General features: G+C 41.1%; 15 protein-coding genes. 10 read left to right on the top strand and 5 right to left on the bottom strand.

Annotated features, from left to right (window positions below; translation table 11 throughout):
• Window positions 1-39: 39 nt before the first annotated feature.
• From dusA to J8L97_RS03495, 7 genes are all read left to right on the top strand, one after another.
• A complete protein-coding gene (gene dusA, locus J8L97_RS03525) occupies window positions 40-1053 on the top strand; it encodes a tRNA dihydrouridine(20/20a) synthase DusA (protein WP_211047871.1) in 1014 nt (337 codons plus the stop codon).
• 228 nt (window positions 1054-1281) lie between these two features.
• Entirely contained in the window at window positions 1282-1959 is a 678-nt protein-coding gene (locus J8L97_RS03520; protein WP_210995432.1) for a PspA/IM30 family protein, read from the top strand.
• A 69-nt stretch (window positions 1960-2028) separates the two neighbouring features.
• Window positions 2029-2244: a PspC domain-containing protein gene (locus tag J8L97_RS03515; protein WP_210995433.1), complete on the top strand. Its 216-nt coding sequence runs from the start codon at window positions 2029-2031 to the stop codon at window positions 2242-2244.
• Between the two features lie 10 nt (window positions 2245-2254).
• The gene (locus tag J8L97_RS03510) at window positions 2255-2575 is read left to right on the top strand and encodes a hypothetical protein (protein WP_211047870.1); all 321 of its coding nucleotides are present in this window, start codon (window positions 2255-2257) and stop codon (window positions 2573-2575) included.
• An 88-nt stretch (window positions 2576-2663) separates the two neighbouring features.
• Window positions 2664-3188 (top strand): copper chaperone PCu(A)C, encoded by a 525-nt coding sequence (locus J8L97_RS03505; protein ID WP_192508376.1) that lies wholly within the window; start codon window positions 2664-2666, stop codon window positions 3186-3188.
• 2 nt (window positions 3189-3190) lie between these two features.
• Window positions 3191-4177, top strand: coding sequence for a DUF2333 family protein (locus tag J8L97_RS03500; protein ID WP_192508375.1), 987 nt, complete (start codon window positions 3191-3193; stop codon window positions 4175-4177).
• 564 nt (window positions 4178-4741) lie between these two features.
• The gene (locus tag J8L97_RS03495; protein ID WP_211047932.1) at window positions 4742-5503 is read left to right on the top strand and encodes a TIGR04219 family outer membrane beta-barrel protein; all 762 of its coding nucleotides are present in this window, start codon (window positions 4742-4744) and stop codon (window positions 5501-5503) included.
• A gap of 51 nt (window positions 5504-5554) precedes the next feature.
• Here the strand turns inward: J8L97_RS03495 and J8L97_RS03490 are convergent, their stop codons facing one another.
• Together J8L97_RS03490 and J8L97_RS03485 are read right to left on the bottom strand one after the other, a co-directional pair.
• Window positions 5555-6433: a TIGR03899 family protein gene (locus J8L97_RS03490; protein ID WP_211047869.1), complete on the bottom strand. Its 879-nt coding sequence runs from the start codon at window positions 6431-6433 to the stop codon at window positions 5555-5557.
• Window positions 6430-6939 (bottom strand): hypothetical protein, encoded by a 510-nt coding sequence (locus tag J8L97_RS03485; protein ID WP_211047868.1) that lies wholly within the window; start codon window positions 6937-6939, stop codon window positions 6430-6432. The genes J8L97_RS03490 and J8L97_RS03485 overlap by 4 nt, the downstream gene beginning before the upstream one ends.
• A gap of 208 nt (window positions 6940-7147) precedes the next feature.
• Between J8L97_RS03485 and J8L97_RS03480 the strand changes: the two genes are divergently transcribed.
• Both J8L97_RS03480 and J8L97_RS03475 read left to right on the top strand, forming a co-directional pair.
• Window positions 7148-9364: an EAL domain-containing protein gene (locus tag J8L97_RS03480; RefSeq protein WP_211047867.1), complete on the top strand. Its 2217-nt coding sequence runs from the start codon at window positions 7148-7150 to the stop codon at window positions 9362-9364.
• Window positions 9365-9507: 143 nt separating this feature from the next.
• Window positions 9508-11688 (top strand): YgiQ family radical SAM protein, encoded by a 2181-nt coding sequence (locus tag J8L97_RS03475; RefSeq protein WP_211047866.1) that lies wholly within the window; start codon window positions 9508-9510, stop codon window positions 11686-11688.
• 71 nt (window positions 11689-11759) lie between these two features.
• Here J8L97_RS03475 and J8L97_RS03470 read toward each other — a convergent pair whose 3' ends face one another.
• On the bottom strand, window positions 11760-13085 hold the full coding sequence (locus J8L97_RS03470) for a peptidoglycan DD-metalloendopeptidase family protein (protein ID WP_211047865.1): 1326 nt from the start codon (window positions 13083-13085) through the stop codon (window positions 11760-11762).
• Window positions 13086-13234: 149 nt separating this feature from the next.
• On the opposite strand from J8L97_RS03470, the gene tyrS reads away from it, so the two are divergent.
• Window positions 13235-14434, top strand: a complete 1200-nt coding sequence (gene tyrS / locus J8L97_RS03465; RefSeq protein WP_211047931.1) for a tyrosine--tRNA ligase — start codon at window positions 13235-13237, stop codon at window positions 14432-14434.
• Between the two features lie 119 nt (window positions 14435-14553).
• Here tyrS and J8L97_RS03460 read toward each other — a convergent pair whose 3' ends face one another.
• A complete protein-coding gene (locus J8L97_RS03460; RefSeq protein WP_282098493.1) occupies window positions 14554-15462 on the bottom strand; it encodes a cobalamin biosynthesis protein in 909 nt (302 codons plus the stop codon).
• Between the two features lie 49 nt (window positions 15463-15511).
• A complete protein-coding gene (gene mtnN, locus J8L97_RS03455; RefSeq protein WP_211047864.1) occupies window positions 15512-16219 on the bottom strand; it encodes a 5'-methylthioadenosine/S-adenosylhomocysteine nucleosidase in 708 nt (235 codons plus the stop codon).
• Window positions 16220-16319: the final 100 nt, after the last annotated feature.

Genomic DNA, 16319 nt, shown 5'->3' with positions numbered 1-16319 from the left:
ATGATCGCGGTTTAATATCGTTTCTGGATGAGGTTGTCAATGAGCCAAATGAATCAAGTCAAAAGCAATGATCACTTAATAACACAATCAGGTGATTTTAGACGCTTTTCCGTGGCACCTATGTTGGATTGGACTGACAAACATTGCCGCACTTTCCACCGAAAATTAAGTAAACATGCAGTACTATATACTGAAATGATCACAACGGGTGCGATTTTGTTTGGCAAGGGAGATTACTTGGCATTTGGTGCGCATGAAATGCCAGTGGCGCTTCAGCTTGGTGGGTCTGACCCTAAAGCGCTGGCAGAATGCGCCAAGCGTGCAGGTGAATACGGTTACAATGAAATTAATCTAAATGTGGGCTGTCCATCAGACCGAGTTCAAAACGGTCGCTTTGGCGCGTGTTTAATGGCTGAACCTCAGCTGGTTGCAGAATGTGTGGCTGCTATGAAAGCAGAGGTAGATATACCGGTAACGGTTAAAACTCGTATTGGTATTGATGAGCAAGATTCTTATGCATTTTTAACTGCGCTTATTGATGCATCGAAACAAGCTGGGTGTGATGATTTTATTATTCATGCACGTAAAGCATGGTTGAAAGGGTTGAGCCCCAAAGAAAATCGAGAGGTGCCACCGCTTGATTATCCACGTGTATATCAGCTGAAACAAGATTTTCCAGAGTTACATATTAGTATAAATGGTGGCGTTAAAACATTGGAAGACTGTCAAAAACACTTAGTGCACCTTGACGGTGTGATGATTGGCCGAGAAGCGTATAGCAACCCGTATATGCTGAGCCAAGTTGATGCACTTTTATATGGCGAACCCGCTTTTACACTAAGTCGGCACGATGTTGTACGCAGCATGTATGATTATTTTGAAGCCCAAATGACGCAAGGGGCTAATTTTTGGCACATTGCGCGTCATATGCTGGGTATTTTTCAAAGTCAGCCTGGAGGCCGCGCGTTTAGGCGTCATTTGTCTGAAAATGGCCATAAACAAGGGGCGGATATCCGCGTGATGGAAAAAGCGTTGGAATGCGTGCCTGAGTAATTACTAGGCTACATTTATTTAATACAACCATGCAATTAAATTGTGTGGTTTTTTAGTTTAAAACACCACTTTTTAGTCAAAATCATCAATTACCTTTTTTCATAATTTTATTTATCTCATGTTAACTAGCTGATTTTTAGTTTCTTTTTATCTTTGGCATAAAGATTGGAATGTATTGTTTATACATTATGTCAGTATTTTATTTACGCCAATGCAAAGGAGCCGACCATGGCCTTAATTAATCGAATTGAAGATATTATTAAATCAGAAGTGTCTGCGTTTTTAGATAAAGCTGAAGATCCACAGAAAATGACATCTCACATTAAAACCGAGTTACGAGATGCTTTGGCTGAGTGTCGATCTATGGCAGCGACCATTATTTGTGAACAAAAGGCACTCACACGGCAAATTGAAACAAAACAAAAGCAAGCTGATGATTGGCAGCAAAAAGCCGAGCACGCATTAACTAAAGCACGGGATGATTTAGCAAAAGCAGCGCTAAATCATAAATATACATTGATTGGACAGATTGATGAACTACAGCCTCAGCAATTAAAGCTAGCTCAAGCGCTTGAACAGTTAAATGCTGATGCAGACCGCTTAATAACTAAAATTAATGCGTTAAGTCATACCGAACAACAGTTGTTGCGACGTGAGCGCGTGGTATCAGCACAAGTACGAGTGAGACAAGCGCTCGCATCAGATAATGTTGACAATGTATTGGCTAGGTTTGAGCATTTAGAACGAAAAGTTGAGCGGATTGAATCTGAAGTTGAAAGCTATGATGTTGGTCAACAGAGTACACAAGCACAATTTGATGCGTTAGATAAAGAGGAAAAGTTGAGCAGTGAATTGGCGTTATTGAAACAGCAAATAGCGGCACGTACATCTCAGGTTAGCGCTTAACTAAAGCCCGTTTTTTTGCAAGTCAGTACATAGCAATAAAGCAACAACATCAGTTATTTTGGAGTTATTATGTATACACAATCTAAATCGAATTTTAAACAGCAGTGTTTTCGTCATATAAAAAATAAGAAGTTGGGCGGTGTGTGTGCTGGGCTTGCAGAGCGGTTTAATATGCCGCGTTGGCTGACCCGCGTTGTCGTCTTGTTTTTATTCTTAAAGTTTCCGGTATTAACCCTGATTGCCTACGGTGTTGCTTATTATACACTGCCAACAAAGAGCCATTAAGGAGGGCGCCATGAAAACTGTTTTCTTAATTCTGATTGCACTTTTTCTTTATTCAACGATTTCATGGCTAAACGCGCCACTTGCATGGCTGAGTATCTCAAATTTTATGGGTGAACTGAGCTGGGTTGGTATGGAGTTAGCGGGGTTGCTTGTTGGGATTGTCGCGGTTATCGCTTTGTTTGCGCTGGTAAGTATCGGTGTGGTTGGCCTTGGTTTAGTGTTACTTGTTGGAGGTATACTGGCTTTATTATTTAACTCTGTGGTTATTGCGATCCCGCTATTGATGCTGGTGGGGGTCGGTTGGTTACTAAGTGAGGGGGTGTCGACATGATTTTACACGCTATCATAGGCTAATTAGCACGAAATAGCTGACTTCATGGTATGATTTGAACCGTGGCTGTTTTATTTAAGGAAAGCATATGATTGCTAAGTATATTATGTTGAGTTCGAGTTTATTTTTTACAACGTTCGCTTTTTCTAATCAAAATCATGAGCATGTATCTGCTGGTGCACAAAAGCATCATCACAGTGAGGCGTATGTATCGATTGATGATGCAAAAATACGGGCTTTTCTTCCTGCTGCAAAATCAACTGCAGCCTACTTTACTTTAGAGAATAAGAGAGATACCAAACTGACCTTGGTTAAGGCAACCATTTCAGGCCTTGGTCGCGTAGAGATCCATGAGCATGTGCACCACAATGGTATGATGAAAATGCAGCAAGTAGACAAACTTGTTATCAAAGCAAAAACGCAAGTGAAATTTCAACCTGGAGGTTATCATTTAATGGCTTTTGAGCCAAAATCAGCGTTAACGACAGGTGAAAAACGCAAATTGACATTACACTTTGCAAATGGCGAACAAGTCTTTACACAAATACACGTTGTTTCTTTAAAAGACTCATTCAAAAAAGTTAAAAACGCACACCATCATCATGAGGAGTGATCATGCAGCAACATTTAAATAAAGTAATAGCAGGCTTCATTACCTTGTTGTTCGGTGGCTATATACTTGCTATTTATTGGAGTTCTGAGCCAGCGTTGTTTGATGTTATCGCTGCAGCTGAGCAGCAATCACAGCAAGGAACACAGCAGCGAGTGGTTGGCTATGTGACGGCAAATACATTGGTTGAAGTGAGCACGACGTTGTTAGACAAGCCCGGTGGGTATTTGTCGAATGATGTGCTGCCGCCAAGTGTGTTTATGGATAATATGCCAGCATGGGAGTACGGCGCACTGGAAATGGTACGTGATTTGGCCTTGTCTATGCGCAAAGACTTTAGTCGTTCTCAGTCTCAATCTACAGAGCATTTGGCACTTAAAAAAGCCCAACCTCAGTTCAATATTAGTTCTACAGCGTGGGCTTGGCCGAGCGCTGAAGGCGAATACCGAGTAGGTATTGAGCATTTAGTGGCGTATCGCGATCAGATTGCTGATCCGAATAACCGAGATAGTCAGTTTTATGCCAGAGCCGATAATTTACGAGGGTGGTTAAAAGAGGCTGAAAAGCGTTTAGGGAGCTTAAGTCAGCGATTGAGTGCCAGTGTTGGCCAAGATAGAGTAAATACAGACTTAGCTGGGGACAGCGCAGCTCATCAAGCAACCTATGCACCGAGTAGTACCCAAGTTAAAACGTCTTGGTGGAAAATTGATGATGTATTTTACGAATCGCGTGGCGCGAGTTGGGCGTTGTTACATTTTTTAAAAGCCGTTGAACACGATTTTGCAGATGTATTGGAAAAGAAAAATGCTCGAGTGAGTTTACAGCAGATCATTCGTGAATTAGAAGCGACTCAAGAAACCGTGTGGAGCCCGATGATCTTAAATGGCAGTGGCTTCGGCTTTGTGGCGAATCATTCATTGGTGATGGCAAACTATATTTCGCGAGCGAATGCTGCACTCATAGAATTAAGTGAGCTATTGGCTCAGGGATAAACTCGTGTTGCGATGTTACTTTGTTGCGTGCTGCTCATTATTTAGACGAGCAGTCGAGTTTATCTTCAATTGACTACGGGGCGCATTACAGTAATCCCTATTCGGGATGAGGTATTACTTGTGGTGAGTTACACTTGAATATGACCTCACTCTAGCGTCCAAATAAGGATATTATTAATAACGGCTATTCATCACTGTGGTGTATAAAAAGGCTTGTATAAAGCCTTTTTAGTACGCGTTATAAAATAGTCGGGTGTTTTACAAAGCTGCTTTACTATACCTATCTATACTTAGTGCTTTAGCTGAATGACTTAGACTGCGAGTTTTAAGTCAGTGCGGGTTAGAATCTATCGTTAAATAACTCGGTGGTTATGTATTAATCTAAAGGAGGGATGATAAGGCTTAGCACATTACAATAAACTACAAAAAATAATTCTAATTCCCTCATATCTTCATATTTTTTCTGTATAGTTAGCCTAAGTTTGGAATAATTATGGCACGTTTCAATGTATGGCTGAAATAGCTAGTATTGAACTTAGTGAACTCTTAGCGCAAGGATCAAAAATGAAAAAGTACTGTTTAGTCGCTGCTTTGTCTATGGCAAGCTTAGCACCCGTAGCACATGCTGATACACTGCTTGGATTATATTTAGGAGCTGAAGGCTGGCAGGCCGATAGCTCGGGTAGTTACCAAGAAAAAGGTAATGCACAAACATTTGATTTTGAAGATGAAACTTTTACAAGTTTTTATGCTGCGTTGGAACATCCGGTTCCACTGGTCCCTAATATAAAGCTCAGGTACACAGAGCTTGAGCTAAATGGCTCGGCAACGCTTACAGAAACCTTTGAGTTTAATGGCAAGAACTATACCGTTGGTACTCAGGCTAATACCATAACTGACTTAAACCATATCGATTACACTTTGTATTATGAATTGTTTGATAATGACTTAGTGTCATTTGACTTTGGTGTTAACTTTAAGCAGTTTGATGGCTCAATTAAATTGACCGGTACAGCCGATGGACAGTCAGTGACTGAAAGTAAAGACTTCTCTGGTGTGGTCCCTTTGGGCTACGCGCGGGCAGAAGTTGGACTACCAATGACTGGGCTCAGCTTATTTGCTGAAGGAAGCATGCTTGCCATTGACGATAGTAAGATCAGAGATTATCAAGTGGGTATTGCGTGGGAGTTTATTGATAATTTAGCGGTAGATGTCGCTGTACGTGCGGGATATCGTTCAATGAAACTTGAACTTGATGATGTTGATGACATTAGTACAGATATTGAATCATCAGGGCCATTCGCTGGTATTCAGCTGCATTTTTAAGCAATATTACCTTTAAGGTATTGTAAAAAACCCTGAGTGTTCAGGGTTTTTTTATGTCCATTGACACTCAAACTCTTCACTGAATATGTGCTCTAGCTGGTTTTTATATTGCTTATTGATGGGCATGGTGATCAGTTTTTTAAGTTCATCACCAGTTTGTGTTAACTTGTAATAGCTGAGTACAAGTTCGTTGCTTTTGGGGGTTAATATGAGTTTTTTTCCTTGAAAAGACAGCGTAAATGCGGTTTCGGGCTTTAGGTTTGATGATTCTATTTCTTTTCTGTAAAGTAAACCAATATCCATTAAAGTCAGAATATTAGGAAAGCTTAACCCCGCTTTACTTAAATTAATCGACTCCTTATTACCTTTTTTCAGCAAGTCAAAAAATGATGGTTTTTTGTAATAGCCAATCAAAATTAAGTAGCTGTCTTCTTTTTCTAAGTAGCCGCAAAGTGGCGCACACTTTTGTAGCGCAGTGGCTTCTCTTTGCGTCATCAGTTTCAATGTTTGCAAGCTTTTTATTGAAAAAGTACCAGGCGAGACAGTTTCACCAACGAGAATTTTGGCCCACAGTTTTTGCATGGCTTGGTTCGCAATGTCCTCAGCTAATCCAATAAAGTGTTCTAACCAGTCAGGGTCGGGCCGACCTCGGCTTGTGACATCGGGGCACAGTGCTAATGCTTGACCCATAATGGTTTCGATATTTAACTGTCTTTGAATTTTACTCAGCTGTTGACGCTTTAGCGCGCGTTTCAGCGGACTTTGATTACTTTGCACAACGTAATCAATTTGCGTTTTTCCTTTAGCGCTATAACTATCATCAGAGCCACTATGATTGCCCCTAAAAGGCTTTTTAATCATGGTGATCCCGAGTTTTTCTTCGATTAATAATGCCAGACTGGATTTAACTTGTGCATTTTTTACGGTCATGGGTCTGCCTGTAATTTTAACTGTGAGTTTAGGTTGTTTGTAGCTGAGATAATCATTTGTTTTAAAAAGAATTCACAGTAAAGTGCCATATACCCTCCGAGTATGCTCGAATGAATGGTTCCGTTCAAGTACCATTCAATTTTTGTACTAGATCCTGTAGGCGTAATGGTGAGTTTTCCGTATCCTGTGTGCTCGTCATTAATGAGCACAGAAAACGCCATTCGGTTTGTGGTTTGCTCTACAATGGTTATTTCTAAATAGCCAATGGTATGTTCAAGTTTTATATGTGCACCTATACCTGTACTAGGAGTAGATATTTTGGGAGACGTTAACCCCGAGTAGGTATGCCAAGCCATGATTGCAGGCCAATTTTTAAGGTCTAACAACAAGTTAACATCTGAAGTGTTTTGAGTTTGGATTGTTCTGCTTTGAGTAACTTGATATTGATGTGGCAGTATTAGCCCAAAGATTATGGCTAATAGCACAACAGATAGCAGTGCTTTCACAGCAGATATAAATAGTTTAATAATTAACTCCTAGCTTTATTTATCAACTTACTTCACGCAAGTGTTTGAACATCGTCTATAATATTTCTTGGGTGTTAATAAATTCTGAACGTGGTAGTAAAAATGTACCACATTTCGTAGTATGGTAAACAAGCGATTAAGCGCAAAGCTTTAACTTTAAAGCGGTAAGTGAGTTGAAGGATAGAGAATGGCGTCTGAGCAAGATGATTTTTTGTTTTTAGATCATGATGAAGATACGCATGAACAAGTGACAACCAGTGACTTTTGGGATGTACTTGTTGTAGATGACGATCCTGAAATTCATTCAGTGACGAAATTGGCTCTCTCTGGAGTTGAATTTTGGGGCCGTGCACTTCGTTTTCATCATGCTTATTCAGGAACTGAGGCGATTGATGCTTTAGTACATAATCCTGAAATATGCATTCTGTTACTTGATGTAGTAATGGAAAGCGATGATGCGGGGCTTACCGTAGTCAGACGTGTGCGCGATGAGTTACAAAATCATAATGTTCGTATTATTTTGAGAACGGGACAACCTGGGTATGCGCCTGAAGAGCAAGTGATCCGTGAATACGATATTAATGACTATAAAATGAAAACAGAGCTTACTCGCAGCAAACTTGTCACTTCTTTAATGACAGCGATCCGTTCCTATCAACAAATCTGTGAACTGGAGGCACAAAGCACAGCATTAACACGTATTCTTGAAGCGTCTCATGCCATTTTAGGGCATAGCGATATGAAAACGTTTGGTTTAGCCGTGGTTATGCAGTTAGCTAAAATATTGGGCAGTGAGCCCAACGGTATTGTCAGTGGTAATCATGGAGATGATAAACGCATTGTGGTACTTGGAGGTACATCGGATTATCAAGCTTTTTTTGGTCAAGGGTTGGAGCAGCTAGACAATGGCAGAGTTATTATGCAGGTTCAGAACTGCTTTGACTTTGCCAAGCATCAACAAACAGAGCACGACATTACGGTGTTGCTGCAAGGAAAAAACCGCCGTGCAGCAGTCTATCTAGAGCTCGATGTTAAACCAAATGCAGCGCAGCTGCAGTTTATGGAAATCTTCCTGGCGAATGTGAGTGTTGGTTTAGATAACATAAAATTATTCAATGAATTACGAGACGTAGCTTATAAAGATCCTTTAACAAAATTACCAAATCGAAGTAGTTTTTCTCAACAAGTTGAACGTTATTATATCGGAGATAGTACGACATCGTCGGCAGTAAAGAGTGAACTGCTTTTTGTTATTATTGATATAGCGCAATTCTCAGATATTAATAATGGTTTAGGGCAAGAAGTCGGTAATCAGTTGCTATTAGCTGTGATGCAACGGTTACAGCAAGAGTTTATCGATGCGGAGCTTATCGCAAGAATTGGTGCCGATGTATTCGGTTTGCTACTACCTAAAAGCAGCTTTGATGAGCAACATTTTATTGAAGCGTTAATGATCCCCTATCAAGTTAACGAGCATATTTTAACGATGCATTTTCATGTAGGGATTTGCGAACAAAGTGATTTCAGTAAACTGGGTATCGATACTTTAAAGCTTGCGTATATTGCGTTGAATCAAGCGAAACAAGGTAAAAAGTTTATCGACTGGTATTCACCAGATTTAGAAGAAAAAATGGCGTGGCGGTTAGGACTCATCCGACAGTTACGACAAGATTTCGAACAAGGTAAACTTGAAGTGTGGTATCAGCCCCAATTATCTCTTGATACGTTAGCGGTAATAGGGTGCGAAGCTTTATTACGCTGGCCTTCGGGTAATGGCCGCTATATTTCGCCGGCCATCTTTGTACCACTTGCAGAAGATGCTGGGTTAATTGTGGATATTGGACAGTGGGTTTTAGAACAAGCCTGTCAACAGCAAAAGCTGCTTGTGAGTGTTGGGCTAGATATCAGTGTTGCAGTGAACGTGTCGGTCCCACAGTTTAAAGTTGCAAATTATGCTCAAGGTGTAAAGAATACATTATTGGCACATCAAGTTGATCCAAAAAAGATAGAGTTAGAGGTTACTGAAAGTGTGGTTATGGACGAAATCGGGGTTGTTATTGACACTTTGCAAGAGCTTCAAGAGTTTGGTGTTGAAGTCGCAATTGACGATTTTGGTACTGGGTTTTCATCATTAAGCTACTTGCAGAAGTTGCCTCTGGCACGATTGAAAATTGACCGTGCATTCATTAAAGATATTCCAGACAATGACAGCGGTGCAATTGCAGATCTTGTGGTTTCATTAGGGCGTCACTTAGGGCTAAAAACGATAGCTGAAGGGGTCGAGACACAAGCTCAAGCAGACTTACTCAAGCAATTAGGGTGCGATGAAGTGCAAGGCTTCATGTATGCTAAGCCAATGCCGAGCCACGAACTCATGGACTTTTTGAAAAACTATAAACCTTAACCGTAATCAAAGTGACGTATCAAAAGGTGTATGTTGCTTGTTCCTATAGCGCATTTGTTTATCCGGTTCATTGGAATATTCTATAGTATGAGCATGCAGATAATTAAGTTATAATTCGACTCTTTTTTCCTGCAGGTACCACTATGAGCGCACTCAAAGCAGAACGATCGTTATTTTCTTACCCAAAATATTGGGCTGAGTGTTATGGCGTAGCCCCATTCCTACCGACGACACGTCAAGAAATGGATGAATTAGGTTGGGATAGCTGTGATATCGTACTTGTAACGGGCGATGCTTATGTTGACCACCCTAGTTTTGGTATGGCGGTTATTGGCCGAGTATTAGAGGCTCAAGGGTTTCGGGTGGGTATTATTGCCCAGCCAGATTGGTCAAGCAAAGATGCATTTATGACATTGGGTCAGCCAAACCTATTTTTTGGGGTAACGGCCGGTAATATGGACTCGATGATCAATCGTTATACCGCTGAAAAGCGTATGCGCCATGATGATGCTTATACACCAGGTAATGTAGGGGGAATGCGTCCCGATAGAGCTGTTGTTGTTTATAGTCAGCGTTGCAGAGAAGCATATAAAGAAGTGCCTTTGATCATCGGCGGTATTGAAGCCAGCCTTCGTCGAATAGCACATTATGATTACTGGCAGGAAAAAGTACGCAGAAGTATTATCTTTGATGCAAAAGCAGATATTCTAATTTATGGCAATGCAGAACGGCCTCTGGTTGAAGTTGCACATCGTATTGCCAAAGGGGATCCGGTAGCCTCCATTCAAAATATTCGTGGTACAGCAGTGATCCGTAAGGAGCCCTTGCCACAATGGAGAGGGAGTGACTCTACCGCGATTGATAAAGTGGGTAAAATAGACCCTATCCCAAACCCTTACGGTGCGGATGATGTGGGCTGTAGTAAATCAGAGTTTGCCAAAGCAGGTGTAAACCTAGCAGAAGAAGCAGCAAAACCGATAACAGTTCAGCCCCCAAGATTAAAGCCTTGGGAAAAAGTGTATGTAAAATTACCTGCTTTCGAACAAGTTAGTGTTAACAAACCTCTGTATGCACATGCATCTCGCATTTTACACCAAGAAACGAACCCCGGTTGTGCTAGAGCGTTGTTTCAACGCCACGGCAATCGATCCGTATGGGTAAACCCGCCTGCATTCCCTTTAGAAACCGAAGAAATGGATAGGGTGTTTGGCCTGCCATATCAACGTATACCGCATCCAAGTTACGGAGATGCGAAAATTCCAGCGTATGACATGATAAAAACATCAGTCAATATTATGCGTGGGTGCTTTGGTGGCTGTAGCTTTTGTTCTATCACCGAACATGAAGGGCGTATTATTCAAAGTCGCTCTGAAGAGTCTATTATTGAAGAAATAGAGCAGATCAGAGATAAAGTACCTGGATTTACAGGGGTGATATCTGATCTTGGCGGTCCGACGGCAAATATGTATAAGTTGCGCTGTAAAAGTAAGAAAGCAGAAAGTACATGTCGCAGGTTGTCTTGCGTCTATCCTGATATATGTAAGCATATGGATACTGATCACACGCCTACAATTGATTTATATCGAAAAGCCAGGGATGTGGAAGGGGTTAAAAAAATTCTCATTGCATCGGGGGTTCGTTATGATTTAGCGATTGAAGACCCTAGGTATGTTAAAGAGCTCGTGAGTCATCACGTGGGGGGCTATTTGAAAATTGCGCCAGAGCACACAGAGCAAGGGCCGTTATCAAAGATGATGAAGCCTGGTATGGGAACATATGATAAGTTTAAAGCGCTATTTGACAAGTACTCAAAAGAAGCGGGCAAAAAACAATATTTGATCCCTTATTTTATCTCAGCTCACCCAGGTACCACTGATGAAGATATGGTAAATATGGCGCTGTGGTTAAAAAGTAATGATTTCAAACTTGATCAAGTACAAAATTTTTACCCATCTCCAATGGCGAATGCAACCACGATTTATCACACCGAAATGAATTCATTACGGAATATTAAAAATAATAAGGAATCAGTTGCTGTGCCTAAAGGTGCTCGGCAGCGTCGTTTACATAAAGCGATATTACGTTACCATGATGCATCAGGTTGGCCTATGATCCGTGAAGCACTGCGTAAAATGGGTAAAGCAAACTTAATTGGTAAAGGGCCTAATTGTCTCGTCCCTGAAGAAGGGCGCAATGAAAAAGTAGCCTCTAATAAAAGGGGAACTCGTCCAGCTTTAACAAGGCACAGTGGGTTCAGCCAGTTTAAGAAAGCTAATACCAAGCCAAAAGTGACAAGTAATAGACAAAGAAATAATGCAAGATAATAGGCATTATTCCCATAAAAAACCTCGCTAATGCGAGGTTTTTTATTTTTTGATCTTTTGGTAAGTGGACCTTAATTATTCAGTGCTAATTGCAGCTCTCTATGACGCTGTAGCTGAGCCAATCGTGTTTTTGCAGCGGGTTTAAATTTAGCTAACTCATTTTTTGGTAAAGATTGAGATTTTGGTAGTTTTACTGTTTTTGGATTCTTATGTACGCCATTCACCAGAAACTCGTAGTGTAGATGCGCACCAGTGACACGGCCTGTTGCACCAACGGTTCCAATTTTTTGACCTTGCTTAACTTTTTGACCACTACGTACGTGTCGTTTATTTAAATGTAGATACTTGGTGACGTACTTACTGCCATGTTGAATGAAAACGTAATTACCATTGAGGTGATTGCGGCCTGACTTTATGACCTTACCGTCACCAGACGAGACGACAGGGGTACCTGTTCTTGCTGCATAATCAATCCCCCTATGTGCAGAACGTTTTCCTGTAACTGGGTGAAGGCGGCGGGGGTTAAAGCTCGAACTGATATACTTAAAGTTGACAGGGGCACGTAAAAAAGCTTTTCGCATACTGCGTCCCTGAGCAGTATAAAAGTTATCATCTGTGTGACGAATTGCGGTATAGCGCTCCCCTTGATTAATGAACTCCGCGGCGATTATTTTTCCATTGCCTATTTCTTCACCATCAACAAAGTGGGACTCGTACACGATGGAGAATTGATCGCCTTTACGAATATCATTTGCAAAGTCTACATCCCAGCCGAAAATATCGGCAAAGTTCATTATTTGGCGTTCGCTTAATCCCGCAGCAATACCTGCAGTCCAAAAGCTAGATGATATAGCACCACCCGCTGACTTTTCTACCGTCTCAATTTCCTTGCTTTGTATGGCTGTATCATAACGGCCCTCAGTGTTGCGAGTGACGAGCAAAGTATCTGTTTTTGATAATATGTACTTAAGCTGAGCAAGGTTGCCTTCAGGGCTGGTTGCAAAGCTTAACACTTCCCCTGGATGGATTTTTTTAAGTTTTCGTGTTTCAGCATTGGTGTTAACTAAGCTGTGCAGGGTTTTTGCTGAAAAGCCTGCCCGTTTAAATATTGTTGCTAAACTGTCACCCGATTTAACTGCGTGATCTTCAAAATCAAATATAATCTGTGACTCAACATTTTCTGTAGTCACTGAATTTAATTCTGTTAACTGCTCAGGTGATTCACTGACTTTAACCGGCAATTCATAGCGCTTGCCAATTTCGAGTGCCTTCTTATCATGATCTTTAGATGCGGTTGCTTTTTCTGATGGGATCAAAGCAATAATAGCCATTGCCGATGCAACGCCCAGAATTAGCAGTTTGTGTTTTTTAGGGAGCTTGTGCACCACGTTAACCATAAAGCGCCTTTTCTGATGTCAAGAAATATTATAGATATTATTGCAGGATATACGCAATAAAGCGCTAATACCAGTATTTTGTGCATTTAAACTGATCCCAATATAGGCTAGAATCGACAGATAAACTGAAATTTTTGGAGCGATGAATGGTGGACTTAGATACTGCATTTGCAGAGATAAAGCGCGGTGCAGAGGAAATCCTGATTGAGGACGAATTAAAAGAAAGACTCAAGTCAGGTAAAAAGTTAAAGATCAAGGCAGGTTTTGACCCAACAGCCCCTGATTTGCATTTAGGCCACACTGTTCTAATCAATAAGTTAAAGACCTTTCAGGACTTAGGTCATGAGGTGATTTTCTTAATTGGCGATTTTACAGGGATGATAGGAGATCCAACCGGCAAAAATGTAACACGAAAGCCATTGACTCGTGATGATGTGCTAGCCAATGCAGAAACCTATAAAGAGCAAGTATTTAAAATATTAGATCCTGCAAAAACGACAGTTGCGTTTAACTCCACTTGGATGGAACAATTGGGCAGTGCAGGCATGATAAAGCTTGCAGCTAGCCAAACTGTTGCTCGTATGCTTGAGCGTGATGATTTTAAAAAGCGTTATGCTAATGGTCAATCAATTGCAATCCATGAGTTTCTATACCCTCTAGTTCAAGGTTGGGATTCGGTTGCATTGAAAGCTGATGTTGAATTAGGTGGAACAGATCAGCGTTTTAATTTGCTGATGGGCCGAGAGCTGCAAAAATCAGAAGGTCAAAAGCCACAAACGGTACTAATGATGCCGTTATTAGAAGGGACCGATGGCGTTCAAAAAATGTCTAAGTCTTTAGGTAATTATATCGGGATCACCGATGCACCAACGGAAATGTTTGGTAAGGTGATGTCTATTTCAGACGATTTGATGTGGCGTTACTATGAATTATTAAGTGCCTTATCACTTGAAGAAATAGCGAGCTTAAAAGAAGAGGTTACGAATGGTCGTAATCCACGAGACATCAAAATCGAATTTGCAAAGGAAATGATTGCACGTTTTCACAGTGAAGAGGATGCACAAGCAGCGCATCAAGATTTTATTCAGCGCTTTCAAAAAAATGCGCTACCAGATGATATTCCAGAACTGACCATTGAAATTTCAGACGCCACAACGTTTATTACAGCTTTGTTGAAAGAAGCAGGTTTAGTTGCAAGTACTTCTGAAGCCATGCGTATGATTAAACAAGGTGCGGTTAAGCTAAATGGTGAAGAAAAAGTGACTGATACCAAGCTCGTTATTGAAAAAGGCAGCACGGCTATTTATCAGGTCGGCAAACGTAAATTTGCTAAAATAACCGTAAGCTAAATAGCGCGTCCCTTCGTTTAGGGTAAAGTAAAAATGGTCAGCAGTGCTGGCCATTTTTGTTTGCGTATTTTGAACTCACGTGTCAGCTAAGTATGGATTTGTCAGCCAGAATGATTGCGTTAAGAGTAGTTAACTAGAGTTTGATACACTATCCAAACTAGGGTTAATACTAACGCACTAAATAGGCGAACGCGGTTCAATAAGGTAAGTAACTGTATTAAGTCATCAGGCTCAGGTGGTCTACCACTGCCAATACGCATTTTATTAAACCGTTTAGCTTGGTACATACAAGGACCGCCTAGTTGGGTGTGTAGATTTGCTGCAAAGAAGCATAAAATCCAACCTGAGTTTTGTTGGTAAAAAAAGCGTGCGTAATGCTTTAAGTAATGGCGAACTTTTTTATAATTGAGACTGAGTGAGATCAAGAACACAAATGCACGGATAGGAAACCACTCTATAACTGTAATAATGGTATTTAGTGGCTTCATATAATGTATGTTGGGGGCAAGGTGCGCTCGCCATGCGTGATTACAGAGCAGCAGTAGTTTGTATATGAGAGCCAGTACAGGCCCACCAAGTAAATAGAATATAACCATTACGTAGTAATGTCTTATGGTCCGTAACGCGGTACTATCAATGCAGGCTTTTGCAATCCCCATGCTTGAAAGGTTTGCCACGTCCCGTGCAACGATAGTGGCCAAAAGTTGCTTTGCTGTGGCTTTTTGGCCCAGCTTTAATAAAGTGGCAATGCGTTTAGTACGATTTGTTGTTTGAGTGTCAAGACACAAATACAGTGCGACACCTCCTAACCATTGAGGATGAAATGCAAGTACGCTTATACCGACGGATAAAAGTAAAAATACTAGAATTGGAAGGCAGCAAGCCAGTGTGCCTGATAAGTATTGATGTGCTTTGTTGTTTGATGGTTGGTAGACGCGCTCAGCAATACCTTTAAAAACCAATTCTAAAAGAGTAAATGGGTGATAATTATAGTGCATAGGAAACAGATGAGCACATGCTATAGCCATCACAAAAATAAGCAAGCCCTGCTGGGCCTGCAGTAGCTCGAGTATCACGCTAAAGGGTTACGGTTGTTAGTTGCTCAAGCAGTTCGTTAACCAGCTTTGATGAGTTAATAGAAGCAACTTCCAAGTATTCTTCAAAGGACTGTGGCGACTCTTTTCCTGCAATATCAGATAATGAGCGTATCACAACAAAAGGAGTATGCAGGACGTGACAGGCTTGGGCAATGGCTGCTCCTTCCATCTCAACCGCGAGCATAGTAGGGAAATCTGTACGGGCTTGTTCAATGCGTGTCGGTTCACACATAAATGAATCACCAGTACAGATCAAGCCAATCATAGTTTGTGTATTGGGCAAGGTTGCAACACTTTTTTGAGCTGCTTCAATTAAAGCTGGATGTGCCGCAAAGCCAGCAGGCATCTGGGGTACTTGACCAATCTCATAACCAAACGCTGTAACATCAACATCGTGGTGACGTACTTCGCTTGATATAACCACATCACCGACATTCAATGAAGGCTCAAAGCCACCTGCTGAACCGGTGTTAATAATACAGTCCGGTTCGAAATTATCGATGAGTAAAGTTGTTGCAACGGTTGCAGCAACTTTACCAATGCCCGACTGAACTAGCGTCACGGTATGACCCGAAAGTTCGCCAGTATAAAATGTAAAGCCACCTTTGCTGGTTTGTGTTTTGTTGGCAATAGCATCTCGCAATATGGCTACTTCCGGCTCCATGGCACCAATAATACCTATTTTCATGATTTAGTTCCTAAACAAAGTTATTGAATATTATACCTAAGGTTGGCTTAAATGCGAGTTTGTAAAATATGCGTTTGCACAACAGAAAATAGCAGGAGGT

Origin of the sequence: Pseudoalteromonas sp. MMG012 (assembly GCF_018100875.1) — a bacterium.
Lineage (GTDB): Bacteria > Pseudomonadota > Gammaproteobacteria > Enterobacterales > Alteromonadaceae > Pseudoalteromonas > Pseudoalteromonas aurantia.
This window is presented reverse-complemented; position numbering and strand designations above follow the sequence as displayed.

What these genes read in the sequence shown, in the direction of transcription:
- J8L97_RS03520 (WP_210995432.1), top strand. Translation starts at nt 1,282, where the DNA reads ATGGCCTTAATTAATCGAATTGAAGATATTATTAAATCAGAAGTGTCT.
- J8L97_RS03460 (WP_282098493.1), bottom strand. Translation starts at nt 15,462, where the DNA reads ATGGCTATAGCATGTGCTCATCTGTTTCCTATGCACTATAATTATCAC.
- J8L97_RS03510 (WP_211047870.1), top strand. Translation starts at nt 2,255, where the DNA reads ATGAAAACTGTTTTCTTAATTCTGATTGCACTTTTTCTTTATTCAACG.
- J8L97_RS03475 (WP_211047866.1), top strand. Translation starts at nt 9,508, where the DNA reads ATGAGCGCACTCAAAGCAGAACGATCGTTATTTTCTTACCCAAAATAT.
- J8L97_RS03505 (WP_192508376.1), top strand. Translation starts at nt 2,664, where the DNA reads ATGATTGCTAAGTATATTATGTTGAGTTCGAGTTTATTTTTTACAACG.
- mtnN (WP_211047864.1), bottom strand. Translation starts at nt 16,219, where the DNA reads ATGAAAATAGGTATTATTGGTGCCATGGAGCCGGAAGTAGCCATATTG.
- J8L97_RS03480 (WP_211047867.1), top strand. Translation starts at nt 7,148, where the DNA reads ATGGCGTCTGAGCAAGATGATTTTTTGTTTTTAGATCATGATGAAGAT.
- J8L97_RS03495 (WP_211047932.1), top strand. Translation starts at nt 4,742, where the DNA reads ATGAAAAAGTACTGTTTAGTCGCTGCTTTGTCTATGGCAAGCTTAGCA.
- J8L97_RS03500 (WP_192508375.1), top strand. Translation starts at nt 3,191, where the DNA reads ATGCAGCAACATTTAAATAAAGTAATAGCAGGCTTCATTACCTTGTTG.
- J8L97_RS03515 (WP_210995433.1), top strand. Translation starts at nt 2,029, where the DNA reads ATGTATACACAATCTAAATCGAATTTTAAACAGCAGTGTTTTCGTCAT.
- J8L97_RS03470 (WP_211047865.1), bottom strand. Translation starts at nt 13,085, where the DNA reads ATGGTTAACGTGGTGCACAAGCTCCCTAAAAAACACAAACTGCTAATT.
- J8L97_RS03490 (WP_211047869.1), bottom strand. Translation starts at nt 6,433, where the DNA reads ATGACCGTAAAAAATGCACAAGTTAAATCCAGTCTGGCATTATTAATC.
- dusA (WP_211047871.1), top strand. Translation starts at nt 40, where the DNA reads ATGAGCCAAATGAATCAAGTCAAAAGCAATGATCACTTAATAACACAA.